Here is a 22,886-nt window from a genome sequence, read left to right as displayed (position 1 = left end):
ATTCTGCGGATGTGTATCGGCCCTGTCAACACTTTTGTGCCGTGCTTGTGGGCCGACAGAGGGCATGGGATAGTCCCGACCAGTAGATTTTCTTAGGAGTCCGCATCGTGATCGATCCGGACGGCTATCGACCGAACGTCGGCATCGTGCTGATGCGGCAGGACGGCCAGGTGTTCTGGGCACGACGCGTGCGCCGGGACGGCTGGCAGTTCCCGCAGGGTGGCATGAACACCGACGAGACGCCTGTCGAGGCCATGTATCGTGAACTGCAGGAAGAGACCGGCCTGCTGCCTGAGCACGTGGAAGTGCTCGGGGCGACGCCCGGCTGGCTGCGCTACAAGCTGCCGGCGCGGGCCATCCGCCGCAATGAACGGCAGGTCTGCATCGGGCAGAAGCAGGTCTGGTTCCTGCTGCGCCTGACCGGCGACGAATCGCATGTGCAGCTGGACCATACCGACTCGCCCGAGTTCGACCACTGGCGGTGGGTGGACTTCTGGTACCCGGTGGAGCACGTGGTGATGTTCAAGCGTGGCGTCTATGCGCGCGCGCTGCGACACCTGGCGCCGTTGGCGCGTGGGGTGGCCGGGCAGGGCGTCAGCGCCATGCCCAAGAGTGCCGCCGAGGCCTGGATGCCGGGCCACGCGGCCGGCCATGACAGGCCCCGGAAGCGCACGCCCAAGCGCGGCGGCTACTGGCCGCGCAAGGCCAAGGGGGAGTCCGGGGCGGTTTGAATGGGAGGCCACGCAGGCTGCGGGCCGATCCGTCACAACGCGTCCCCGCCGGCTGTTTCCAGCAGGACCGGGCTGTCCGGCGGGCCGGCCAATCCGACTGTGAACGGTATCGAGAATGGTTCAGGTCTCTGATTGACAACCATTCTCGTTTCCATTGGAATAGGCAACAGGCCGCTTCTGGCCTGCCAGCCCGGTTCCCGCCTGTGTACGTCTGCATCTGCAACGGAGTCACCGACCACCAGATCCGCGAAGCCGCCCACCATGGTGTCAGCACGGTGGCCGAACTGACCATGCGTACCGGTTGCGGTGCCACCTGCGGTTCCTGCCTGGACATGGCCGGCGACCTGCTGGCCAAGGCACGCGCGACGCACGATCTGCCGCTGCCGGTATTGGGCCTGGCCCAGGTTGCCTGATCGTTTCCTCGCGGCCTGTTGACGCCGCGCTTTCGCGTCCTTCACCTGCAACCGCGCAGGCCAATGCGCACGATTCGCGTTCCTTCACCACCGCACGCAAGGCGTTACAGTGCCTGCGTTTTCAGCGTGCAGGAGCATCCCCATGAAGGGCGACACCAAGGTCATCGAATTCCTCAACAAGGTCCTCTACAACGAGCTGACCGCGATCAACCAGTACTTCCTGCACGCCAAGATGCTGAAGAACTGGGGCATCAAGGAGCTGGCCGAACACGAGTACAAGGAATCGATCGACGAGATGAAGCATGCCGACATGCTCGCCGACCGCATCCTGTTCCTCGAAGGCCTGCCGAACTTCCAGGCGCTCGGGAAGCTGCGCATCGGCGAGAACCCGACTGAAATCCTGCAGTGCGACCTGTCGCTGGAACGCGATGGCGTGGTCACCCTGCGCGAGGCGGTGGCCTATTCCGATTCGGTTGGCGACTATGTCAGCCGCCAGCTGTTCGTGAAGATCCTCGACTCGGAGGAAGAGCACATCGACTGGCTGGAAACCCAGCTCGACCTGATCGAGCGCATCGGCGAGCCGAAGTACCTGCTGAGCAAGCTGGAAGAGTGAATCAGCGGTCCTGGCCGGCGCGATGCTGTGCCAGGTAGCCCGTCAGTGCAACGCGCGCCCGGGCGAATTCCGCAACCAGCAGCGCCACCGCGACTGCGGGGCGCTGCAGGCTGCCACTACGGGCCTCGTGCTCGATCCGCTGCGCGATCGCCGACAGCGACAATGCCCCCACGTTCGCGCTTGATGATTTCAGGCTGTGCGCGACGGCCTGCATGCGCGGTTCATCGCTGTTCCGCGCGGCCAGCTGCAACTGCTGCACCATCGCCGGCGCATCTTCAAGAAATACCGTGACGATCTGGGTGGCAGCATCGCCGATCACCGCGTGCAGTTCATCCAGTACATCGCGGTCGAGCACCGGTTGTGCTGCTGGCGCCACCTGCTTTTCCGGATTCGGTAGAGCCGAGCCATGCTCGGCTGATGGCGTGCGACTGCAATTGGCCGTCAGCCGAGCATCACCCGGCTCTACAGAAGGCCGTGCAGGTGCTGCGGCTTTACCGCCACCCCAGCGCTGCAGCAGCGCATGCAGCGTGGCGCGTGCGATCGGCTTGGACAGGTAATCGTCCATGCCAGCCTGCAGGCAGCGCTCGCGGTCGCCGGCCATCGCATTGGCGGTCATCGCGATGATCGGCAATCGCGCATGCCCGGTTTCCGCTTCTTCGGCGCGCCAGCGGCGCGTGGCGGCGTAGCCGTCCAGCACTGGCATCTGGCAATCCATCAGCACGATGTCCAGCCCGCCTTCGCGGAGGGCGGCCAGGGCCTGTTCGCCATCGGCGACGTTGCGCACCTCGCACTGGAACACCCGCAGCAGCTGCTCGGCCACCATCCTGTTCACCGTATTGTCCTCCACCACCAGCACGCGCAGATGCAGCGGCGGCAGCGTGGCAGCCGGTTGCTCGTGTTCCGCGCTGGCCAGCAGCGCAGCGGGGCGGGCAGAGGCGACCGGTGCTGCCAGCAGTGCATGCAGGGCGGCGTCGTCGAAGTGGGAGGGCAGCTGGCGCTGGCGGGGGCGTTGCGCAATCGCATCCTCCTGCAGCCACAGTACCTGCAGTGCATCGTCGTCGCCGCGTTCCCCCAGTGCGAGCTGCAGCGTGGCCTCGCCGTTGCGGCGTGCGCGCGCATCGACCAGCAGCCAGGCGGGTGCCGGTTTTCCGGGCCGCGCGGGAGCGCGCAGGCGCTCGACCACGCTGTCCAGTTGCGCCAGCACCTCCACCTGCAGTCCATGGTGGGCAGCGATGCGCTCGATGCGTGCCTGCAGCGTTGCATCGGCACTGAACAGCAGCAGCGGTGCCGGCGCGCGCGTCATCGCCGGCAGGTCGCCAGGAACCTTCAGCAGCGGGATCTCGAACCAGAACGTAGCACCCTGGCCGGGCGTGGACTGCACACCAATACGCCCATGCATCAGGTCGATGATGCGTTTGCAGATGGCCAGGCCCAGGCCGGTGCCGCCGTAGATGCGCGTGGTGGATGCGTCGGCCTGGCTGAAAGACTGGAACAGGCGTGCCTGCAGCGCGTCGTCGATGCCGATGCCGGTATCGATGATCTCGAAGCGCAGCTGGTGCTGCGCGGCACCTTCGCCCAGGCGCAGCACGCGCAGCTGCACCTGGCCGCGGGCGGTGAACTTGATCGCATTGGCCAGCAGGTTGCTCAGCACCTGGCGCAGGCGCACCGGGTCGCCGCGCACCGGCAGGCGCACCGATGGATCCAGCTGCAGGCCCAGTGCCAGGCCCTTGGCGTCGGCGGCGCGCTGCATCAGCTGCACCACGCCATCGAGCAGATCGCGCAGGTTGAAGCTGGTGATTTCCAGCTCCAGCGCCTGTGCTTCCAGCCGGGAGTAGTCGAGGATGTCGTCGACGATGCGCAGCAGCTGCTGCGAGCTGGCCGAGGCGGTGGCCAGCATCTGCCGCTGGTCCTCGCTCAGTGGCCCGCGTGCGATCAGCTCCAGCATCGGCAGGATGCCATTGAGCGGGGTGCGGATCTCATGGCTCATCGTGGCCAGGAACTCGCCCTTGGCCAGCACGGCCGCCTCGGCGGCCTGCTTGGCCTGCAGCAGCTGTTGTTCCAGCTGGCCCTGGCGTTCAGTGGTATGGCGTAGCTGGTCCCGTTCAGCGGCCAGCGCTCCGTGCGTGCGCTGCAGCTGCGCCAGCGCACGGTCGCGCGCGCGAAGCCGCAGGCCCAGCACCATCAGCGCGATGGTGGCCGCGGCGAGGGCAACCAGCAGCACGCCCCACAGCGGCACGTCAGAGCACCGCGTTGTGGAAGTCGAAGTTCAGGTCGCTGCCGGCCGACTGCACCATGTTGCCCTGGATGTAGTCGACGCCGCCGACCCACATCGCCGCCGCAGCCTGCGGATCCTCGATCTGCTGGCCGATGATCTGCAGCCCGGCGGCATGGGCCTGATCGATCGCCTTGCGCAGCTCCTCGCGCGTGGCCGGATTGGCATGGCTGCTGGAAAAGCGCGCAGCCATGCGCACGAACGACAGCGGCAGCTGGTTCAGCAGGGCATCGGCCTCGCCGCTGGGTTCGAACTGGCTCAGGCAGAAGCGCACCCCGGCACTGGCCATGCGCTGGCAGAACTGCTGCAGCGGCACGGTGTGGATCAGTGCGTCCGGCAGGCGCACGTCGATCACCAGTGCACTGCCCGGCAGGTCGCGCTGCTGCAGTGATTCCAGCAGCCAGTCGGCGAAGGCGTCGCGCTGCAGGGTGCGCAGCGACTGCGAGACGAACAGGTTCAGTGGCTGCGTCGCGTGGCGGTACAGGTCCAGCAGCCCCAGCGCGTGATCCATCACCTGCTGGTCGAGATCGGCAATGCGGCCTGCGGCTTCCGCTGCCGGGATCACCTGCCCGGCCGCCAGCACGGTGCCGTCGGCCTGGCGAAGGCGCAGCAGCAACTGGTACTGCGCGGTGTTGCCGCCGGCAACAGCGACGATCGGCTGATAGGCCAGTTCCAGCTGTCCTTCCAGCAGCGCCAGGTGTTCCTGTTCGGTGACTGCCTGGCGGTGCACATGGCCGGCCACCCCGGCGCTGAGCAGGCGCGCCTGCAGGGTGGTGCGCTCGACGGCTTCCAACGCACTGTTGGCATCCTCGAAGCCCGGTGACAGCGGTGCATAGCCAACTACGCCGCGCAGGTGCACGGATTCGTCGTCGCGGATCACGAAGGCACGTGCCGACAGCTGCTCGCGCAGGCTGGCAGCGATGCTTTCAAGGGCGTCCTCGTCGGCGCTGCGGGCCAGCAGCAGGAAGCTGTTGTCGTTCAGGCGTGCCAGCAGGTGCGGATGGCCGGCTTCGGCCAGGCGCTGCCCGGCCTGCACCATCAGCCGTTCAAACGCGGCATAGCCATAGCGTTCGCGCAGGCCCAGCGCGCTGGCCACTTCGATGAAGAACACGCCGCCCTGATCGCGGTGGGCGAGTGCGGTGTTGAGCTGCTGCAGCACGTGGTGGCGCGTCGGCAGGCCGGTTTCCGGATTGCTGGTGGCCGGTGCGCCGGTGGCGCCGGGCAGGGTCGCGGCCTGGGCTCGTGCGCGGCGGATGCGGTTGGCCACCGCTGCGATCAGGTGGCGGGGCCGGATCGGTTTGCTCAGGTAGTCGTCCGCGCCGCTGTCGAGGACTTCGAACTGGCGCTCCGGATCCGGATCACCGCTGAGGAACACGATCGGAAGCAGCTGCAGGCCGGGCTGCTGGCGGATCAGCGCGGTCAGGCGCATGCCGTCCAGGCCGGGCAGGTGAAGATCCATCAGGATCAGGTCGGGGCGGTGCTCCTTGATGGCCTGCAGCGCGGCATCGGCATCGTTGTGGACGATCGCCTGCATGCCGGCGCCGTGCAGCACGCTCTGCGCGAACAGGGCCTGCGCCCGATCGTCTTCAACGATCAGCACGCGGTAGGGCGAGTCCGATGGCGACGGGGCCAGATCGTTGTTGCCGGCGTCGGCCAGTGCGATCGGGCCGGGCAGCGGCGGCGGTGCGCTGTTGGCCGGCGTGGACGCATCGGCCGCGACAGGGGATGGGGTCGCCGCCATCGGTGGGTCCACGGCCGGAGGTGCCGTCTCGGGGGCCCAGCGCTGCCAATGGTCGGCCGGAGGGGTTTCAGCGCGTCCCGGGCGGGCGCCCGCGGGGGATTCGTTTGCGGCCATCGGTGCTCCTGGTGTTCGCGTCCATTATGCGACAAGCCCGGCGCTCAGCCGGTACCGGTGTGCCCTGGCGGTGCTGCCGATGCACCGCGCGCCAGCCAGCGCACGCCCTTCCACAGGGCGCGCCAGACCAGCCACACCAGCAGCGCACCGGCCAGGCTGCAGGCCAGTACCACGATCAGCGCGATCCACGGGTGTGCCAGGGCGAGGGCCAGGCCACCGATCACGACGGTGTCTTCGGCCGCAGAGGCGACCCAGTTGCTGGCCGGTTCCGGCGAGGTGTTGAGCAGGGCGCGGGTACCGGCCTTCAGGCCATGGCTGGCCAGGGCGACGCCGGCGCCGGCGGCGAGCGCACCGGTGCCCAGCTGGCCATCCGGCGACAGCGTGGCCGCCGCAAGGAATGCGCCGGCCGGTACGCGCGCGAGCGTCTGCACCAGGTCCCACACCGAATCCACGCCAGGGATCTTGTCGGCGAAGAATTCGGCCACTGCCAGCGCCGCCGAGGTGCCCAGCACCCACCAGGATTCGGTGGCCTGCAGGGCGGGGGGGAGGTCGACCCAGCCAAGCAGCCCGGCCAGGCCGACACCGAACACGGTGAGGTAGACGCGGATACCGGCCAGCCAGGCCAGCAGGATGCCGATCACGAACAGGTGGGCTTCGGTCATGGCGGTGCTCCGGCGACGGAACTGTGCAGGGGGCCACACTATCGACGATGGCGTGCCTGAACGCCACCGACCGTGGCCGGCCACTGCGCAGGAAACCCACCCGTCCTGTCATACACTAGCCCGTCGTTTGCCACAGGGGCCGTACCGGTGTCGCCCTTGCGATACCCCGGAAACCACCCATGACCAACCGTCCTCCCATGCGCGTGCAGGTCCGCCTGCCCGGCGCGCCGCAACCGCCTGCCGACCGTCGCCGCCTGCTGGTGATCGGCGGCATCTGGCTGCTCAGCCTGGTGCTGGCGGTGCTTGGCGGCTGCTGGATGGCCACCCCGCGCGATGCCCAGGGCCAGCGCCTGCAGGCCGCCGAAAAGCGTGCCGAGGCGCTGCAGGCACAGCTGACCGAGCTGCGCCAGAAGCAGGCCACGCTGGAAGCCTCTGACCGCATCAGCCGTGCCGCCAATACCGAGGTGCAGTCCTCGCTGGCAGAGCGCGATGAGGAAATCGCCGGGCTGCGCGCCGATGTTGCCTTCTATGAGCGGCTGGTCGGCTCGACCAGCCAGCGCAAGGGCCTGAACACCCATTCGATCGAGTTCAGCCCGGAAGCGGCCGGCACCTGGCAGTACACCGCCGTGCTGACCCAGAACCTCAACCGCGGGGCCATCAGCCAGGGGCAGATGCGCTTCACCGTGGAAGGCGTGAAGAACGGCAAGCTGGCCACGATCAGCTGGGATGATCTGCACCAGCGCAGCAAGGTGCCGGGACAGGACTACTCGTTCCGGTACTTCCAGCAGCTCACCGGCAGCGTGATGCTGCCGGCTGACTTCACCCCGCAACGCGTGCGGGTGACATTGGGGAGTGGTACGGGGGGTACCACCCAGGTATTCGACTGGAAACAGGCCGGTGCGCCGGCCAGCAAAGGGGAGTAGGCAGATGTTCGGAAGCAGCAAATCCAACCGTGAAGGCCAGCTGGTGGTGGATGCCCTGATCGGCAACCAGGTGGTGATCCGCGGGGATGTGGAATTCAGTGGTGGCCTGTATGTGGAAGGCCGCATCCACGGCAAGGTGATCGCCGCCGAAGGCGCCAGTGGTGCGACCCTGACGGTTGCCGAGCACGGCGTGATCGAAGGTGAGATCCGGGCCCAGGTGGTGGTCATCAGCGGCCGCCTGGACGGCGATGTACACGCCACCGAGAAGGTCGAGTTGACCCCGAGCGCACGGGTCAATGGCAACGTCCATTACCAGGTGGTGGAGATGAACGCGGGCGCGCAGCTGAACGGCCGCCTGATCCATGCCAGCGCCCCGATGGCAGCCTTGCCGGCGCCGGAAGGCGAAGACGCCCATGATGGCAAGGGCGATACCGCCGCGCGTCGCAAGCTGGCCGAGGCGATGGCTTGAAAGCCGTCGTCGGCACCCCCATGCTGGCAGCATGAGCACGCTAGTCTCCCTGCCCGGCGCCACCCCGGTTGCCGCGCCCGATTACCAATCGCTGGAGCGCCCGCTGAACTTCACCGAGTCGGCGGCCGCCAAGGTCAAATCCCTGATCCAGGAAGAGGGCAACCCCGACCTGGCCCTGCGTGTGTACATCGAGGGAGGCGGCTGTTCGGGCTTCCAGTACGGGTTCGAGTTCGACGAGAACCGTGCCGAGGATGACCTGGCGGTACAGACCAGCGGGGTGACCCTGCTGGTCGATCCGCTGAGCCTGCAGTACCTGATGGGCGCGGAGGTGGATTACACCGAGAGCCTGACCGGTGCCCAGTTCGTGATCCGCAACCCCAACGCAAAGACCACCTGCGGCTGCGGCAGCAGTTTCAGCATGTAACCAGGGCGCGGGACCTGTGTCCCGCGCGACAAGGTGTGTGGAGCAAGCTCCGGACCCACAGGCGGTTTCCGCAAAGCCTGCGGCTTGCCACCTGCATCGATTGGCGGCACGCTTGGCGGATGCCCAATACTCCTTCGCCGCTTTCCGGTTTCGCCTTCGTTGGCGAACCGTTGGAGCGCGCCGATGCCCTGCGCGAAGATGCTGATGCACTGGCGCGCCTGTGGCCGGGCGCGCGCATCCTCGTCCTCGATCACGATGGCAGCGCCTTCACCGGCGATGACGACCAGCCGCTGGCGCTGACCGGCGCCGACGTCGGCGGTGGCCCGGGCGCCGCAGTTTTCCTGGGGCTGCGCGGTGATCAGGCATGGTTCTCGGTTGAAGCCAGCAATGTCACCGTGAGCGCGCCACGCCGACTCGATCTGCGCCAGGCTGCGTTGTTGTGGCCGATGGCCGATGCCACCGCTTTCAGCTATGCCCGTGGCATGTCCTACTGGCACTCGCGCACCCGCTTCTGCGGCGTATGCGGCGGCGCGGTGGCGTTTGCCCGTGGCGGCTTCGTCGGCCGTTGTGCGCAGTGTTCCACCGAACACTATCCGCGCGTCGATCCGGCGGTGATCGTCGCCGTGGAAAACCAGGGCCGGCTGCTGCTTGGCCGGCAGTCGAACTGGGCCCCGCGCCGTTACTCGGTGCTGGCCGGCTTCGTCGAACCCGGCGAGACCTTCGAGCAGACCGTGGTGCGCGAAGTCCATGAGGAGAGCAAGGTGCGGGTGACCGCCTGCCAGTACCTCGGTTCGCAGCCGTGGCCGTTCCCCGGCGCGCTGATGGTCGGCTTCCGTGCACAGGCGCATGACGACCTGCCGACCGTGGATGGCGAGCTGGAAGACGCGCGCTGGTTCAGTGCCGACGAGGTCGGCGCCGCGTTGGCGCGCGATGTGGAGGACGACGGCCAGGGCATCCGCCTGTCGCCACCGATCTCGATTTCGCGGGGCCTGATCGAACACTGGTACCGCCAGCAGCGAGGCTGAGTCGGCGTTTCGGCCGGGCCGGTCGTGGCAGCTGTATTGCCGCCACCTGAACACGGCCCGGGTTACAGTCCGGTTCACCCGCGAGGGCACCGCTGCGACAGGTAAGGTAGCGGCGCCGAGCGTTCTGTTTCGTAGGGAGACCTGCCATGTTCACCACTCTGGCCGCCGTGCTGGTGGCGCTGGCCCTGGGCCACGTTGCCCCGGCCGCTGCCGCCTCGATGCGCCGTTTCGACGGCTTCCGGCGCTGGCTGGGCTGGCTGGACGCGCGTGGTGGCAAGGCCTGGCAGGGACCGGCTGGAGTGGCGCTGGCGCTGCTGCCGCCGTTGCTGCTGATGGGGCTGCTGGCGTGGCTGCTGCGCGGAGTGCTGTTCGGCCTGCCGTCGCTGCTGCTGGGTGTGGCCGTGCTGGCCTGGTGCTGGGGGCCGCGTGACCTGGATCGGGATATCGAAGCGATCATTGATGCGGACGACGCCGCGACGCGGCAGGCAGCCGTGCGCAACCTGCAGGCCGCCGGTGGCAGCCTGCGCGAAGACGTGCCGTCGCTGGTCGAGGCGACCGTGCTCAATGCGCTGCGTCGCTGGTTCGCGGTGCTGTTCTGGTTCCTGCTGCTGGGCCCGGCCGGTGCGCTGGGCTACCGCTTGCTGGCGTTGATGGCGGAAAGCCCGATGCGTGCACGCGTGCCGGTGGAGCCGCTGGCGCTGGCGCAGCGCCTGCTGGGCTGGATCGAGTGGCCGGTAGCGCAGCTGATGGCGTTCTCGATGGCGCTGGTCGGCAACTTCGATACGGCGTGGAAGGCCTGGCGCCAGGCCCATGGCGAACGCCTGGCCGGCTCCATCGGGTTCCTGGGCGCGGTGGCGCGGGCCAGCGTCAACGCCGAGCTGCGCGAGGACGCGCACGATTACACCGAGGCGGGGCTGTTGCCGGTGTGGCAGCGGCTGCCGGACCTGCGTGATGCGATGAGCCTGGTGTGGCGGATGCTGCTGTTGTGGCTGGCGGTGCTCGCCCTGCTGGTGATTGCAGGCTGGGTGACGTAGTTGTTTTGCAGGGCTTGCAGCCCTGCACCTGCAGAGGCAACAGCAACAGCAACAGCAATGGCTGGATTGCTGCGAATTGGCGGGGTGGGTCGGATAACGGGGGACGCCGTGAATCCGTCCATGGAGGCTTGGTCGCCGCATCCATGCGGCTCACACCCCCGCCATCCGACCCACCCCGCCTTCGACAGTTTTCCGCGCACTGACGTTCTGTAGAGCCGAGCCATGCTCGGCTCCGAGCGAGCGCAGCGAAGCGATCCGCTTCCGCTTTTGATCTTCTCTTTCTTTTCCGTGGTGGACGCACACGGAAACTGTCCGTGGCCGGGCGGGATGGGTTTGCGGGGGTGTCCGCGGCATGGATGCCGCGGCCAAGCCTCCACGGACGGATTCACGGCGTCCCCCGCAAACCCATCCCGCCCGGCCAACCCCAAGGCTTCTGCCTTCAAACGCCGCCCACCACGAGGGGCTGCGCCGTCGGCTGGCAACCTAGATCGGTGCCAGCGCGGTGAATGGCGCCCACGGCAGGTTGCGCAGCAGCGCATAGCCGGGAAGCACCCAGAGCCAGAACGTGGGATTGGCCAGTATCCGCATCAGCGGATCGAGCACACGTGGACGGATGCCGGCGACGTTCAGCAGCATCAGCAGCAGGAATGGCAGGCTGATGACCAGCAACGGGTTCATCCCCATCGCGCCGGGCAGGTCGAAATGGACCAGGGAGTACAGGCAGCGCGTGCTGCCGCAGCCCGGGCAGTACAGGCCGGTCAGCGCGTACAGCGGACAGCCCGGCAAGGGATTGCCGGCGGCATACGGATTGACGTTGCGCAACACCGCCGCAGCACCGGCGGCGAGGCCGGCAGAGGCCAGCAGCGGCGCCCAGCGGGCGAATCGGGAGCGGGCGGGAAGCGCGGACATGCAGCAACGGATCCGGCGCGGGCGCCGGATCCGTCCAGGGGCATCAGTAGCTGCTGCCGCCGCTCATGGCGCCCATGCCGCCCACGGCGACAATCAGGATGCCGTACAGCACGCCGACCACGACGGCCGCGATCGCCGACCAGATGGCCCACTTCTTGGCCTTCGCCGAGGATTCCTGCGCGCCGGCGATGTCGCCAGCGGCCAGCTTGCCGTTGACCTGGGCGGCGTAGACGATCGACACGATGCCGGCCGGCAGGCAGCAGAACAGGGTGCTCAGGATCGCCCAGACGAGATTGTTCGGGACCTGCGGAGTAGCGGTGTTCATGGGTTCAAGCTCCTTGATGGGTGGTAGTGGTGAATTACGTTTCGGAAAGAGCGCCCAGTACGGCCAAGCCGCCGAACAGCCCGAACCACAACAGCAACAGGACCGGGAGGGCCACGGCCGAAGCCACTGCCCACCAGCCCGCCTTGCGCGACGCGCTGTAGGCCCCCGGCAGGTCGCCCGCCGCGCGGCGGCCATCGACCTGGGAGGCATACACGATCGACACCACGCCCAGCGGCAGGCAGCAGAACAGCGTCGTCAGGATCGCCCAGACCAGATGGTTGGGGATGTAGACCGGACGGCTGAGCGGTGGTGGTTGATTCAAAGCGAGACTCCATTCCTCGGTGGCCGGCCATGGTGCATTGGCCGGACCTCCCCCCTGTGGGTGCGTAATCTACCTCAACCCGCGCTGCATGTATGCGGTTACAGTCAGATACTGGAGTGTATGGCCATTGACCGGAAGCTTTTGACGGGCCCCTGTAGGGAAACAGAAGCCGTGTCTGCAGGGGGAATGGGGGCTGTTGCCTGGAAGGGTTACCGGCGGCCGCGCGGCCGATCAGGCGTGATCGCCACGCAGGGCCCGCACCTGGGCCTCCAGCACCGGGGCGCGGGTGGTGCGGCCATCCACCGCCGGTGCGGCCACCACCTCCACGGTGGCGCGGAAGCGGCGCGGTACGCGCATGCGGCCGAGGCGGCTGTCGCGCCGGCTCCACATGCTCGACCACATGCCGCGCAGCGCCATCGGCACCACCGGCACCGGCCGCCGCTCGAGGATCTTCTCGACGCCGGACTTGAACGGCGCCATTTCCCCGTCGCGGGTCAGCGCACCCTCGGGGAAGATGCAGACCAGTTCGCCTTCGGCCAGCGCAGCGTCGATCTCGTCGAACGCGCGCTGCATCAGTGCCGGGTCTTCGCGAGCACCGGCGATCGGGATTGCCTTGGCGGTCCGGAAGATCCAGCGCATTACCGGGATGTTGAAGATCCTGTAGTACATGACGAAGCGCACCGGGCGCGGAATCGTCGCCGACAGGATCAGCGCGTCCATGTAGCTGACGTGGTTGCAGACCAGCAGCGCGGCGCCTTCGTCCGGCACGTTGGCCTCGATGCCGTGCGGGCGCAGCCGGTACAGGGTGCGCACCATCAGCCAGCTGAGGAAGCGCATCAGGAATTCAGGGACGATGGTGAAGATGTAGATCGCCACCAGCGCGTTGGCGATGGCCAGCGCCAGGAACTGCTGCGGAATGGTCCAGTGCAGCAGCTTGTGCGCGGCCAGCGACAGCAACGCCGCAGCGACGATGAAGCCCGAGTTCTGGATGTTCAGTGCGGCGAACACGCGCGACATCTGCGCCTTCGGCGTGCGGCTCTGGATCAGTGCGAACAGCGGCACCACGAAGATGCCGGTGAACAGGCCGATGCCGACCAGGTCGATGACGATGCGGATGCTGCCGGGCTGCTGCAGGAACGGACCAATGATCAGCCCGTGCACGGTCGCTTCGCCGCTGCGGGCGAAGTACAGGTCGAGCAGGAAGGCGGTCATGCCGAACGCACCCAGCGGCACCAGGCCGATTTCCACCGTGCGTGCCGACAGCTTCTCGCACAGCAGCGAGCCGACGCCGGTGCCGACCGAGAACAGGGCCAGCGCAAAGATGTACAGGGTCGGCTCGCCGCCCAGGTTGGTCACCGCGTAGGCCGGTAGCTGCGAGGTCAGCACGGTGCCAACGAACCAGAACCAGGACACGCCCAGGATCGAGTTGCGCACGGCCTTCTGCTGGCGCGCCATGCGCAGTACCGCCAGCGATTCCGGCAACGGGTTCCAGTTGATCTTCAGGGTCGGGTCGCCTGCATCGACCCTGGGAATCAGGCGCGCGGCGATGTTGCCGCAGATCGCCAGGGCGATGATCGCGCACGAAGCCACCACCGTACCGTGGCTGCCGGCCACGGTGAACACCAGGCCGCCGACGATCATGCCGGAGAGGATCGACATCGAGGTCCCCATCTCGACCAGGCCGTTGCCGCCGGTCAGTTCCTCGGGCCTGAGCACCGACGGCAGCACCGAATACTTCACCGGGCCGAACAGGGTGGACTGCATGCCGGTACAGAACAGCGCGACCAGCAGCACCGGCAGGCTCTGGGTGAGGAAGCCGGTGGCCGCCAGCGACATGATCACGATCTCCATGGTGGTGGTGATCACGATCAGCCGCGATTTTTCCAGTTTGTCGGCGATCTGCCCGGCCAGCGCCGAGAACAGGAAATACGGCAGGATGAAGATGGCCGGTGCCAGGGTGGCGTACAACCCCAGTTCTTCCTCCGGCACGGCCATGAACAGCAACATGCTGATGATCGCCTGCCGGTACACGTTGTCGTTGAACGCACCGAGCGCCTGTACGACGAAGAACGGCAGGAAACGGCGCTGGCGCAGCAGGGCGAATTGGTTGTGACCGGACATGGAGCCTCCTTGACCGGCGCAGCCTAGCATTCCTGCCCATCCGCTGTGGGTGCGGACCTGTGGGTGCGGACCGCTGGTCCGCACACCTGCCAGCACCCTCAGACGATATCGTCGACCACGCCGCCGTCCACGCGCAGCGCCGCGCCGGAGGTGGCGGAAGCCTGCGGCGAGGCCAGGTACACCACCATGTTGGCCACTTCCTCGACCGTAGCGGTGCGCTGGATCACCGAAGACGGCCGGTGCGCCATCACGAACTCGCGGCCGATCTGTTCCAGCGGCTTGCCGCTGCGCTGGCGTTCATCCTCGAACATCGCGGCGAAGCCATCGGACAGGGTCGGGCCAGGCAGCACTGCGTTGACGGTGACGCCACTGCCGGCCACGCGCTTGGCCAGGCCGCGTGACAGTGACAGCTGCGCGGTCTTGCTGACCCCGTAATGGATCATGTCGGACGGAATGTTGCGCGCCGATTCGGACGAGATGAACAGCACGCGGCCCCAGCCGGCATCGACCATCGCTGGCAGCAGCGCACGCGACAGGCGTACGCCGGACATCACGTTGGTCTGCCAGTAGCGCTCCCAGGTGGCGTCATCGGTCTGGAAGAAATCCTCTGGGCCGAAGATGCCAGCGTTGTTGACCAGGATGTCGACCCTCGGCAGCCCAGCCAGCAGCGTATCGACACCGGCCGCATCGGAGAGGTCGGCGGCGACACCCAATACGTCGGCTACCGGCACGGCCGCGAGCAGGTGTCGGCGGGCGCGCTCGACGCTGTCGGTGCTGCGGCCATTGAGAACGACCCGCGCACCAGCGCTGGCCAGGCCCTGGGCGATGGCCAGGCCGATGCCGGCGGTGGAGGCGGTCACCAGCGCGGTGCGGCCGCTGAGTTCGATTTTCATGGTGATGATCCAGAGCGGGCGATTGCCCAGTATCCGCGTGGCGGCGTGATCGAACTGCATCGCCCGGTGCAACGCGCCGTTGCACGCGGCGCAGCAGATCCACGCCCTGCGTGGATGGGATGCCCGATCAGCGATGAGGGATCAGGTCAGGTTGGTCGCCGCCTCATTGGCCGCGGCACGCACCTTCGGCAGCATGCGCAGTACCAGCGCCATCTGGGTACGGATCAACTGCAGTTTCGGTGGCATCGCCTCGTCGATCTGCTCCAGCTCGGCGGCCACCGCGCGGTCGGCGTCGTTGTCATCGTCCGCGACGGGTTGCCGCGCGGTCAGCGCCGTCGCCAGCTCCTGAAGTGCCTTGCGCACGCGATCGCCCGCGGCCAGCGCCAGTGGATCGCCTGCGTAGCTGTCCACCTGGTCGCGGTGCGCACCCAGCGCCGACAGATGCCCCAGCAGCGTGTTGGACAGCGCCAAGAAGCGGAAGCCGGCATCCAGGTTGCGGCGCACGTGGCCGGGTTCGCGCAGCATGTTCGACAGTGCGGTGGACAGCGCGGCGTCGGCGTTGTGCATGTCGCGGCGGGCGATGCGGTAGGCCAGGTCGTCGCGCATGCCGCTGCGGTACTGGCCCAGCACCGAATCCAGGTAGCGAGCGGCAGTGTCCAGCACGCGTGCCAGGACGAGATGCAGCTGGCGGCCCTGCCAGTCGGGCAGGATCAGGAACGCTGCCGCCGCTGCGATCGCGCAGCCCAACAGCGTATCGACCATGCGCGGTACGATCAGCACGAAGCCATCGCCGATCAGGTTGAAGCAGGTCAGCGCCATCACGGTGATCGCGGCTGATGCCACCAGGTAGCGGTCGGTGCGGGTGAAGAAGAACAACAGTGCCGACAGCAGTGCGATCAGCAGCTGTACGTGCAGCTGCGGGAACAGCTGCAGCAGTGCCCAGGTCAGCACCAGTCCGGCGACGGTGCCGACGATGCGCTGTGCCAGGCGCTGGCGGGTGGCGCCGAAGTTGGGCCGGCACACGAACACGATGGTCAGCAGTACCCATGAACCGTTCTGCGCATTGAACAGCCGGATCGCTGCAAAGCCGGCGATCAGCGCCAGTGCCATGCGCAGGCCATGGCGGAACAGCACCGAGCCGGGCGTGAGCTGCTGGCGGATGCGCACGCCCATCTCGCGCAGGGTATGCGGGTTGCTGTCGCGCAGGCGGGTGTCGACGTTGTCCAGGCTGGCTTCGGAACGTTCGGCATCCAGCAGGCGGCGCTCGATGCTGCGCAGGTTGTGAACCAGCAGGTCCAGCGAGCCGAGCAGGCGCTGCCACTGCGGGCGCTGCTGGTCACGCAGGTAGGCGAGCGCGTCGGCCAGGTCGCGCCCGGCCTGCTGGTTGCTTTCGCCGTATACGAACGGACGACGCAGCCGGATCGCCTCGCCCAGGCGGGCACAGGCCTGGCCCTGCAGGTCGAGCAGGCGCTGGCAGCGGTAAAGCACATCGCTGTGGAAGAAGGCGTCCACCAGCGCGCCATACGGGTAGTGCGAGGAACTGGCGCGCTCGTGGAAATCCTGCGCCATGTAGTACAGGCGCAGGTACAGGCCGGAGTTCACCCCGGGCCGGCCGGAGCGGCCGAAGCGGGCCAGGATCGCGGTCTTGGCCTCGTTCAACGCACCCACCACACGGCGGTTCTGTTCGGCCAGGTCGAGCTGGCGACGTTGCAGGTCGGCTTCGCGCACCGGCTCGAACAGCGCAGCCTTCAGCTGCAGGTAGCGGCCCAGCTCAAGGTACAGCCGCGCCACGCGTTCGCGCACCGGCCGGTTGGCGAACAACGCGGCCCACAGGATCGACAACAGCCCGTACCAGACCGCACCGGCCAGCAGATGGCTGACCGCTTCCAGTGCGCTGTGCAGGTCGCTGGCACCATGTTGTTCCAGGCCGATCATCGTGTAGATCGCCAGCGTCACCGTGGCCTGGGCAATGGATGCGTAGCGCTCGCCGAGCGCGCCAAGCAGGGTCAGGCCGAAGGTGGACAGTGCCAGCGCGCCGATGAAGATCCACGGCCACGGGAACAGCCAGATCACCGAAGCCGCCGCAATGCAGAAGCACAACAGGGACAACACCACGGCCTTGGTCCGGCCCCACCAGTTGTCGTCGGTTTCTGCGATGGCGCTTGCGATGATGCCGAGGAACACGCCGGGCAGGGCGGTCAGCGCCTCGAACTGCCAGCACACGGCCACGGCCGCGGTCAGCGCGATGAACACGCGCAGGCCGTAGCTGGCCTTTTCGTGGGCCCACAGTCGGCTGAGGCGGGATTGGCGGGCGGACATGCAGGCTCGGTGGAAGGGTCTTCCACCATTATTGCGGGCTGCGCGTGAAATATGGAGTGCGGACCAACGGTCCGCACCCACGGTGCTGCCGGACCCTACATGTCGAACCGCACGCTCACAGCGAACGTACGTGGCAGGCCTGTGCCGGCGTTGGACCAGTACTTCCGGTTGGCCAGGTTCTCGACGCTGGCGCGCACGGTCAGCGGATGACCGGAGGCGAGCAGGCGGTAGCCGATGCCTGCATTGACCAGCGTGTAATCGGGCAGCTTCAGGGTGTTGTCGGCGTCGTACCAGACATCGCCGTAGTAGCGCACCGCGGCGTATGTTTCCAGGCCATCCACCCGCAGCTGGTAGGTGGCGTGCACGGCCCCGCTCCAGCGCGCCGCACCGGCGGTACGGTTGCCCTCCTGTGCAGCGCTGGCCGGGGACAGCCTGTCGTAGGTCGGGTCCAGCCAGGTGACGCCTCCGCCAACCGTGAGGACATCGCTGAGGTGCAGGTCGGCACTGGCCTCGATGCCTTCGTACAGCGTGATGCCGTCCTGCACCAGGCGCTTGCCGGCCGGTGTGAGTTCATCGATGTTGGCGCCACGTTCCAGCCGGAACGCCGCCACGTTCGCGTTCCAGCGCGCGGCCTCGGCCTTCGCGCCGATCTCGTACTGCTTGCTGAGGGTCGGGTCGAGCACATCACCGGCGTTGATGTAGTTGTTGCCTACGCGGCTGCCCGCTTCCAGCGATTCGATGTAGCTGGCGTAGAGGGTGACCGCCTCGCTGGGCTTGAACATCACGGCATAGGTCGGTGTGACCGGATAGGTGTGGTAGCGGCCCTTGGTCTCGTAATCGTTGTAGCGCCAGCCCGCCAGCACCGACCAGCCGTTGCCGAGATCGACGGTATCGCTTGCGAACACGGCCTGCTGCACGGTCTCGTCGCCGCGGGTCATCACCCGTGAACCGACGGCGTCATGGCGGATGGCATGGCGCTGGTACAGGTTGGCGCGGCCGATCAGGCTCCATTCGTAGGGACGGTCCCAGCCCAGCCCGGTCTGGTGACTGATGCCTGCCACCACCTGATGCTGCAGCGGACCGGTGTGGAAGCTGCCCTGCAGCATCGCCTGCGCCAGCTTCCACTCGCTCTTGCCACCCAGTTCATAGACGTTGACGTCATAGTCGCCATTGGGCGAATCGATGTAGGCGAAGATCTTGTTGACGTCATTCCACGAGGTGGTGACGCCGTAACTCAGGCTGGTTTTCCAGTCGCTGTTGATCTGCCAGTCCAAGCGGGTCGACAACAGGCTGGAACGAGTGTCGTAGTAGGTGCCGGGGACACTGTTGCCGGAATTCCCGGCGATCGGCCGTGGTAACGAGGTCAGTCCGCGGAAGTAGTACTGCGGCGATTCCTCGCGCAGGTCGCGTGACTGGAACACGCCGTCGAAGGTCCAGATCAGTGCGTCGCTCAGGCGCGCGTCCAGCGACAGTGCGCCCACCTTGCGATCGACGTGGCCACCATTGAAGGTCTCACCCTTTTCCTCGAAAGCATTGAAGCGATAACCGAACATCTGCTCGTTGCCGAAGCGGCCGCCGACGTCCATCCCGCCACTGACGATGCCCTGCTCGCGCCAGCCCAGCTGGGCGGAGAAGGTGGGCGTGTCGGTCGGCTTCTTGGTGATGTAGTTGACGATGCCACCGGGGGCACCGAAACCATAAAGGAATCCACCCGGGCCTTTCAGCAGATCGACCTGTTCCATCACTTCCAGCGGCCACTCGGTACCCCACGAGGAAACCTGCAGGCCATTGACGCGATAGCTGTCGAAGTTCAGGTCGATGCCACGGTTGCGGATCGGCGAACTCCAGCCACTGGCATAGGCGCTGACCTGGGTGGTGACCGAAGGGTCGAGCAGGAACGCTTCGCCCAGCGAGACCACTTGGCGCTGCTCGATCTGCTCGCGGCCCACGGCGGTGATCGCGAACGGGGTATCACGCAGCACGCGATCACCAAGGGCGCCGGTATCGGCGTGGGTGCGTTCGGCGGTGACCTTCACCGCATCCAGATCGGTGGCACTGCGGTTCCGATGGGTGCGCTCGGGTACGGACTGGGCATGCGCGGCACAGGCCAGTGACAGGGAAACGGCAAGCAGCGCCGGGCGGCAGAGTGGGTGCAGGAGCATGGTTCAGTCATCCTCGGCGAACGGCCACGCGCCATCCGCCCGCATGGGGGGAAAGGTTGATGGCTGGGATCACGCAGGCTTGCCGGAGAGGGCAGCGGGGCGCCGCGAAGGGGCGCAGGACCATGGCTGGAGGGGAATTGTTCTCTTTTCGTTACAGCACGTCAAACCCGGAGGCGTGCGGACCAACGGTCCGCACCCACCCTCCGCGCCGGTGGTAGTGCCGGCCGCTGGCCGGCAGATTCGCAGTACCGAGAACTAGATCCACGCCATGCGTGGATGGGCTCTACTACGCCCGCTGCGCGCGCTTGAGCAGCTTCGCTTCGCGCCTGCGCGCGCGACGGGCGCGCCAGCGCTCGGCCAGGCAGGAGAAGATCACGTACAGTGCCGGCGTACTGAGCAGGGTCAGGCTCTGCGAGAACAGCAGGCCGCCGATCATCGCGATGCCCAGCGGGCGGCGCAGCTCGGACCCTTCACCCAGGCCGATCGCCAGCGGCACTGCGGCCAGGATCGCGACCATCGTGGTCATCATGATCGGGCGGAAGCGCACGATGCTGGCCTCGCGTGCGGCATCGCGCGGCGCCAGCCCATGCTCGCGCTGCGCCACCAGTGCGAAGTCGATCATCATGATCGCGTTCTTCTTGACGATGCCGATCAGCAGCACCAGCGCGATCATCGAGATCACCGACAGCTCGGTGTTGGTGCCGAACAGGGCCAGCAGCGCACCGACACCCGCCGCCGGCAGCGTGGACAGGATGGTGACCGGGTGGATCAGGCTCTCGTAGAGCATGCCCAGTACCAGGTACACGGTCAGGATTGCGGCGAACACCAGGATCAGCATGTCGCTGGGATCGGAGTTGAAGCCGAAGCCCGCATCGTCGGCCAGGCGGATGTCGCCGGGCATGCGCATGCCGGCCACGGTCGCGTCGATGATCGCCTTGGCCTCGCCCATGCTCACGTTGGGAGCCAGGTTGTAGCTGAGGTCCATCGTCGTGTACTGGTTCTCGTGGGTGATCTGCGATGGGGCCAGGCCAGGCATCTGCGTGGCCACCGCGGTGATCGGCACCATGTCGCCGTTGCGCGCACGCACGTACACCTCATCCAGCGCCGCCGGGGTGGCGGTCTGCGAGGGCAGGGCATTGACCACGACGCTGTACTGGTTGATGTCCGAATAGATGGTAGAGATCTGGCGCTGGCCGAACGCACCATACAGCGCGCCGTCGATGGCGCCCACTGTGATGCCCAGGCGCGCGGCCTTTGCGCGGTCGATCTGGATGTTCTGGCGCAGGCCGGCATTGTCCACGTCGGTGCCGACGTCGCGCAGCTTCGGGTTCTTCTTCAGTTCCGCCTGCAGCTTGGGCAGCCATTCCTGCAGTGCGGCCAGGTCGTTGCCCTGCAGCGAGATGCGGTACTGCGCGCCCTGGCTGGAACCGCCGCCATCGTTGCTGGGCAGGTCCTGGATCGCGCGCAGGCGCAGCTGCAGGTCGGGATAGCGATCGGCCTTGGCGCTGAGGCGCGCCAACGCATGCGCGGTGGTTTCGCGGCGGCCGTCGCTGCGTGATTTCAGCTCGATGTTGAACTGTGCACTGGAGCCCTGGCGGCCGCTGCCCAGGCGTACACCCACCGTCTTCACCGCCGGGTCGGCCATCAGCATGTCGGTGATGCGGCGCTGGCGCGCGACCATGTCCTCGAACGACACGGTGGCACTGGAGTTGGCGCGGCCCCAGATCAGGCCGGTGTCCTGCGGCGGGAACGCGCCCTTCTTCACCGCGCCGAACAGGAAGATGGTGACGCCGATCAGGATCAGTGGCGTCAGCGACAGCAGCAGCGCGTGGCGCAGCGAGAAATCGAGGAACACGGTGTAGATGCGCAGCATCCGCTCGTGGCCGGCATCCAGCCAGCGGCCGAAACGCGACGGCGGCGCGCTGTGGTCGTGCGCGCTGAGGAAGCGGCTGCACAGCGCCGGGGTCAACGTCAGCGAGACGATCATCGAGACCACGATGGCCGCCACCAGGGTCACGGTGAACTCGCGGAAGAACGCGCCCATCATGCCGCTGGCGAACAGCAGCGGGATGAACACCGCCACCAGCGAGGCGGTGATCGAGACGATGGTGAAGCCGATCTCGCGCGCACCGGTCAACGCCGCCTGCATGCGCGGCATGCCTTCGTCGAGGTGGCGCATGATGTTCTCGATCACCACGATCGCATCGTCGACCACGAAGCCGATCGCGATCACCAGCGCCAGCAGGCTCAGGTTGTTCAGGGTGAAGCCCATCACGTACATGACCAGCGCGGCGCCGGCCAGCGACAGCGGCACGGTCACCGCCGCGATCAGGGTGGGTGCCAGCCGGCGCAGGAACAGCGCCATGGTCAGCACCACCATTGCCAGGCTGATCAGCAGGGTGACCTGCACTTCATGCAGCGACGAACGGATGGTCGGCGTACGGTCGAAGTACGGCGTCATCGTGGTGCCCGGCTGCAGGTAGTCGCGCAGGGTCGGGATCTGCGCCTTGACCCGGTCCACGGTCTCCACGATGTTGGCGCCGGCACGGGTGAACACGTACATCACCACCGCCGGCTTGTGGTCGAACCACGCCGCCTGGTAGGCATCCTGCTGGCCGTCGTAGACGTTGGCGATGTCCTTCAGCCGGATCACCCGGCCGTCGCCCTGGGTCTTGACTACCAGGTCGGCGAAGTCGGCGGCGCGCGCCACCGAGTCGTTGGCGATGATCGCCGTGGTGGTGTTGCCATCGCTGAGGAAGCCGGTGGGCGAGGTCACGTTGGCCGCGCGCACTGCGTTGCGCAGGTCATCGGCGGTCAGGCCCAGCGCGTTCATCAGGCGCAGGTTGACGTCCACGCGCACCGCTGGCGTCGACGCGCCAGCGATGTCGACCGAGGCGACGCCGCTGATCTGGCGGATGCGCTGCGCCAGCAGCGAGTCGGCCACGTTGTAGAGCTCGTCGGCCGACTGCGTCTGCGAGGTCAGCGCGATGGCGATCACCGGGTCGTCGTTCGGGTTCGCCTTCTGGTACATCGGCGAGCCCATGCCCGAGGGCAGGTCGGCCTGAGCCGAGTTGATCGCCGTTTGTACATCCAGTGCCGCCGAATCGATGTTGTGGCCGCTCTGGAAGATCATGAACACCAGCGAGCTGCCTTCCGAGCTCGACGAGCGCATGCGATCGATGCCCGGCAGCTGGCCGAGATGGCGTTCCAGCGGCGCGGTGACCGTCGAGGCCATGGTCGCCGCGTCGGCGCCGGACTGGCTGGCATGCACGAAGATCACCGGGATCTCGATGTTCGGCAGCGCCGATACGCCCAGGCGCAGGTAGCAGATCAGGCCGACCATGAACAAGCCGATGGCCAGCAGTGCGGTGCCGATCGGGCGGCGGATGAAGGGGCCGGACAGGTTCATCGTGC

General features: G+C 67.2%; 19 protein-coding genes. 8 read left to right on the top strand and 11 right to left on the bottom strand.

Annotation, left to right across the window (positions count from 1 at the left end; translation table 11 throughout):
* Positions 1-107 precede the first annotated feature (107 nt).
* From ACS0OT_RS18215 to bfr, 3 genes are all read left to right on the top strand, one after another.
* Positions 108-731: an RNA pyrophosphohydrolase gene (locus ACS0OT_RS18215; RefSeq protein WP_005419809.1), complete on the top strand. Its 624-nt coding sequence runs from the start codon at positions 108-110 to the stop codon at positions 729-731.
* A gap of 203 nt (positions 732-934) precedes the next feature.
* Entirely contained in the window at positions 935-1,144 is a 210-nt protein-coding gene (locus ACS0OT_RS18210; protein WP_065178881.1) for a (2Fe-2S)-binding protein, read from the top strand.
* A gap of 142 nt (positions 1,145-1,286) precedes the next feature.
* Complete coding sequence (gene bfr / locus ACS0OT_RS18205) at positions 1,287-1,757, top strand: bacterioferritin (protein WP_005419804.1); 471 nt, start codon at positions 1,287-1,289, stop codon at positions 1,755-1,757.
* 1 nt (position 1,758) lies between these two features.
* On the opposite strand, the gene ACS0OT_RS18200 is transcribed toward bfr, so the two are convergent.
* From ACS0OT_RS18200 to ACS0OT_RS18190, 3 genes are read right to left on the bottom strand one after another with little or no spacing between them, the layout of a single operon-like run.
* The gene (locus ACS0OT_RS18200; RefSeq protein ID WP_065186760.1) at positions 1,759-3,993 is read right to left on the bottom strand and encodes an ATP-binding protein; all 2,235 of its coding nucleotides are present in this window, start codon (positions 3,991-3,993) and stop codon (positions 1,759-1,761) included.
* Position 3,994: 1 nt separating this feature from the next.
* Positions 3,995-5,884 carry an EAL domain-containing protein gene (locus ACS0OT_RS18195; protein ID WP_032954585.1) on the bottom strand — a complete coding sequence of 630 codons (1,890 nt, stop codon included), beginning with the start codon at positions 5,882-5,884 and terminating at the stop codon, positions 3,995-3,997.
* A gap of 44 nt (positions 5,885-5,928) precedes the next feature.
* Positions 5,929-6,546: a DUF4126 domain-containing protein gene (locus ACS0OT_RS18190; protein WP_005419792.1), complete on the bottom strand. Its 618-nt coding sequence runs from the start codon at positions 6,544-6,546 to the stop codon at positions 5,929-5,931.
* Between the two features lie 179 nt (positions 6,547-6,725).
* On the opposite strand from ACS0OT_RS18190, the gene ACS0OT_RS18185 reads away from it, so the two are divergent.
* The 5 genes from ACS0OT_RS18185 to ampE all read left to right on the top strand — a co-directional run bounded on the left by ACS0OT_RS18185 (position 6,726) and on the right by ampE (position 10,421).
* On the top strand, positions 6,726-7,469 hold the full coding sequence (locus tag ACS0OT_RS18185; protein ID WP_005419791.1) for a DUF6776 family protein: 744 nt from the start codon (positions 6,726-6,728) through the stop codon (positions 7,467-7,469).
* 4 nt (positions 7,470-7,473) lie between these two features.
* Positions 7,474-7,938: a bactofilin family protein gene (locus ACS0OT_RS18180; RefSeq protein WP_053497672.1), complete on the top strand. Its 465-nt coding sequence runs from the start codon at positions 7,474-7,476 to the stop codon at positions 7,936-7,938.
* A 31-nt stretch (positions 7,939-7,969) separates the two neighbouring features.
* On the top strand, positions 7,970-8,362 hold the full coding sequence (gene erpA / locus ACS0OT_RS18175; RefSeq protein WP_005419789.1) for an iron-sulfur cluster insertion protein ErpA: 393 nt from the start codon (positions 7,970-7,972) through the stop codon (positions 8,360-8,362).
* A gap of 119 nt (positions 8,363-8,481) precedes the next feature.
* Positions 8,482-9,387 (top strand): NAD(+) diphosphatase, encoded by a 906-nt coding sequence (gene nudC, locus ACS0OT_RS18170; RefSeq protein WP_065178883.1) that lies wholly within the window; start codon positions 8,482-8,484, stop codon positions 9,385-9,387.
* A gap of 146 nt (positions 9,388-9,533) precedes the next feature.
* Positions 9,534-10,421: a regulatory signaling modulator protein AmpE gene (gene ampE, locus ACS0OT_RS18165; protein WP_139727835.1), complete on the top strand. Its 888-nt coding sequence runs from the start codon at positions 9,534-9,536 to the stop codon at positions 10,419-10,421.
* Positions 10,422-10,904: 483 nt separating this feature from the next.
* Here ampE and ACS0OT_RS18160 read toward each other — a convergent pair whose 3' ends face one another.
* From ACS0OT_RS18160 to ACS0OT_RS18125, 8 genes are all read right to left on the bottom strand, one after another.
* Positions 10,905-11,330, bottom strand: coding sequence for a DUF2752 domain-containing protein (locus tag ACS0OT_RS18160; RefSeq protein WP_065198180.1), 426 nt, complete (start codon positions 11,328-11,330; stop codon positions 10,905-10,907).
* Positions 11,331-11,373: 43 nt separating this feature from the next.
* Positions 11,374-11,655 (bottom strand): CD225/dispanin family protein, encoded by a 282-nt coding sequence (locus ACS0OT_RS18155; protein ID WP_065198179.1) that lies wholly within the window; start codon positions 11,653-11,655, stop codon positions 11,374-11,376.
* Positions 11,656-11,689: 34 nt separating this feature from the next.
* Positions 11,690-11,977 carry a CD225/dispanin family protein gene (locus ACS0OT_RS18150; protein ID WP_065198178.1) on the bottom strand — a complete coding sequence of 96 codons (288 nt, stop codon included), beginning with the start codon at positions 11,975-11,977 and terminating at the stop codon, positions 11,690-11,692.
* Positions 11,978-12,208: 231 nt separating this feature from the next.
* Positions 12,209-14,098, bottom strand: coding sequence for an MFS transporter (locus ACS0OT_RS18145; RefSeq protein ID WP_235646044.1), 1,890 nt, complete (start codon positions 14,096-14,098; stop codon positions 12,209-12,211).
* Between the two features lie 98 nt (positions 14,099-14,196).
* Complete coding sequence (locus ACS0OT_RS18140; protein ID WP_065178885.1) at positions 14,197-14,991, bottom strand: SDR family NAD(P)-dependent oxidoreductase; 795 nt, start codon at positions 14,989-14,991, stop codon at positions 14,197-14,199.
* 141 nt (positions 14,992-15,132) lie between these two features.
* Positions 15,133-17,310 carry a YccS family putative transporter gene (gene yccS, locus ACS0OT_RS18135; protein ID WP_139727832.1) on the bottom strand — a complete coding sequence of 726 codons (2,178 nt, stop codon included), beginning with the start codon at positions 17,308-17,310 and terminating at the stop codon, positions 15,133-15,135.
* 95 nt (positions 17,311-17,405) lie between these two features.
* Positions 17,406-19,472 carry a TonB-dependent siderophore receptor gene (locus ACS0OT_RS18130; protein WP_235646045.1) on the bottom strand — a complete coding sequence of 689 codons (2,067 nt, stop codon included), beginning with the start codon at positions 19,470-19,472 and terminating at the stop codon, positions 17,406-17,408.
* Positions 19,473-19,758: 286 nt separating this feature from the next.
* A complete protein-coding gene (locus ACS0OT_RS18125) occupies positions 19,759-22,881 on the bottom strand; it encodes an efflux RND transporter permease subunit (RefSeq protein WP_065186763.1) in 3,123 nt (1,040 codons plus the stop codon).
* Between the last annotated feature and the right edge of the window lie 5 nt (positions 22,882-22,886).

This window comes from Stenotrophomonas maltophilia group sp. RY12688, assembly GCF_052149045.1.
Classification (GTDB): Bacteria; Pseudomonadota; Gammaproteobacteria; order Xanthomonadales; family Xanthomonadaceae; genus Stenotrophomonas; species Stenotrophomonas sepilia.
Note: the sequence above shows the minus strand (reverse complement) of the source record. Positions and strands in the feature narration are given on the sequence as shown.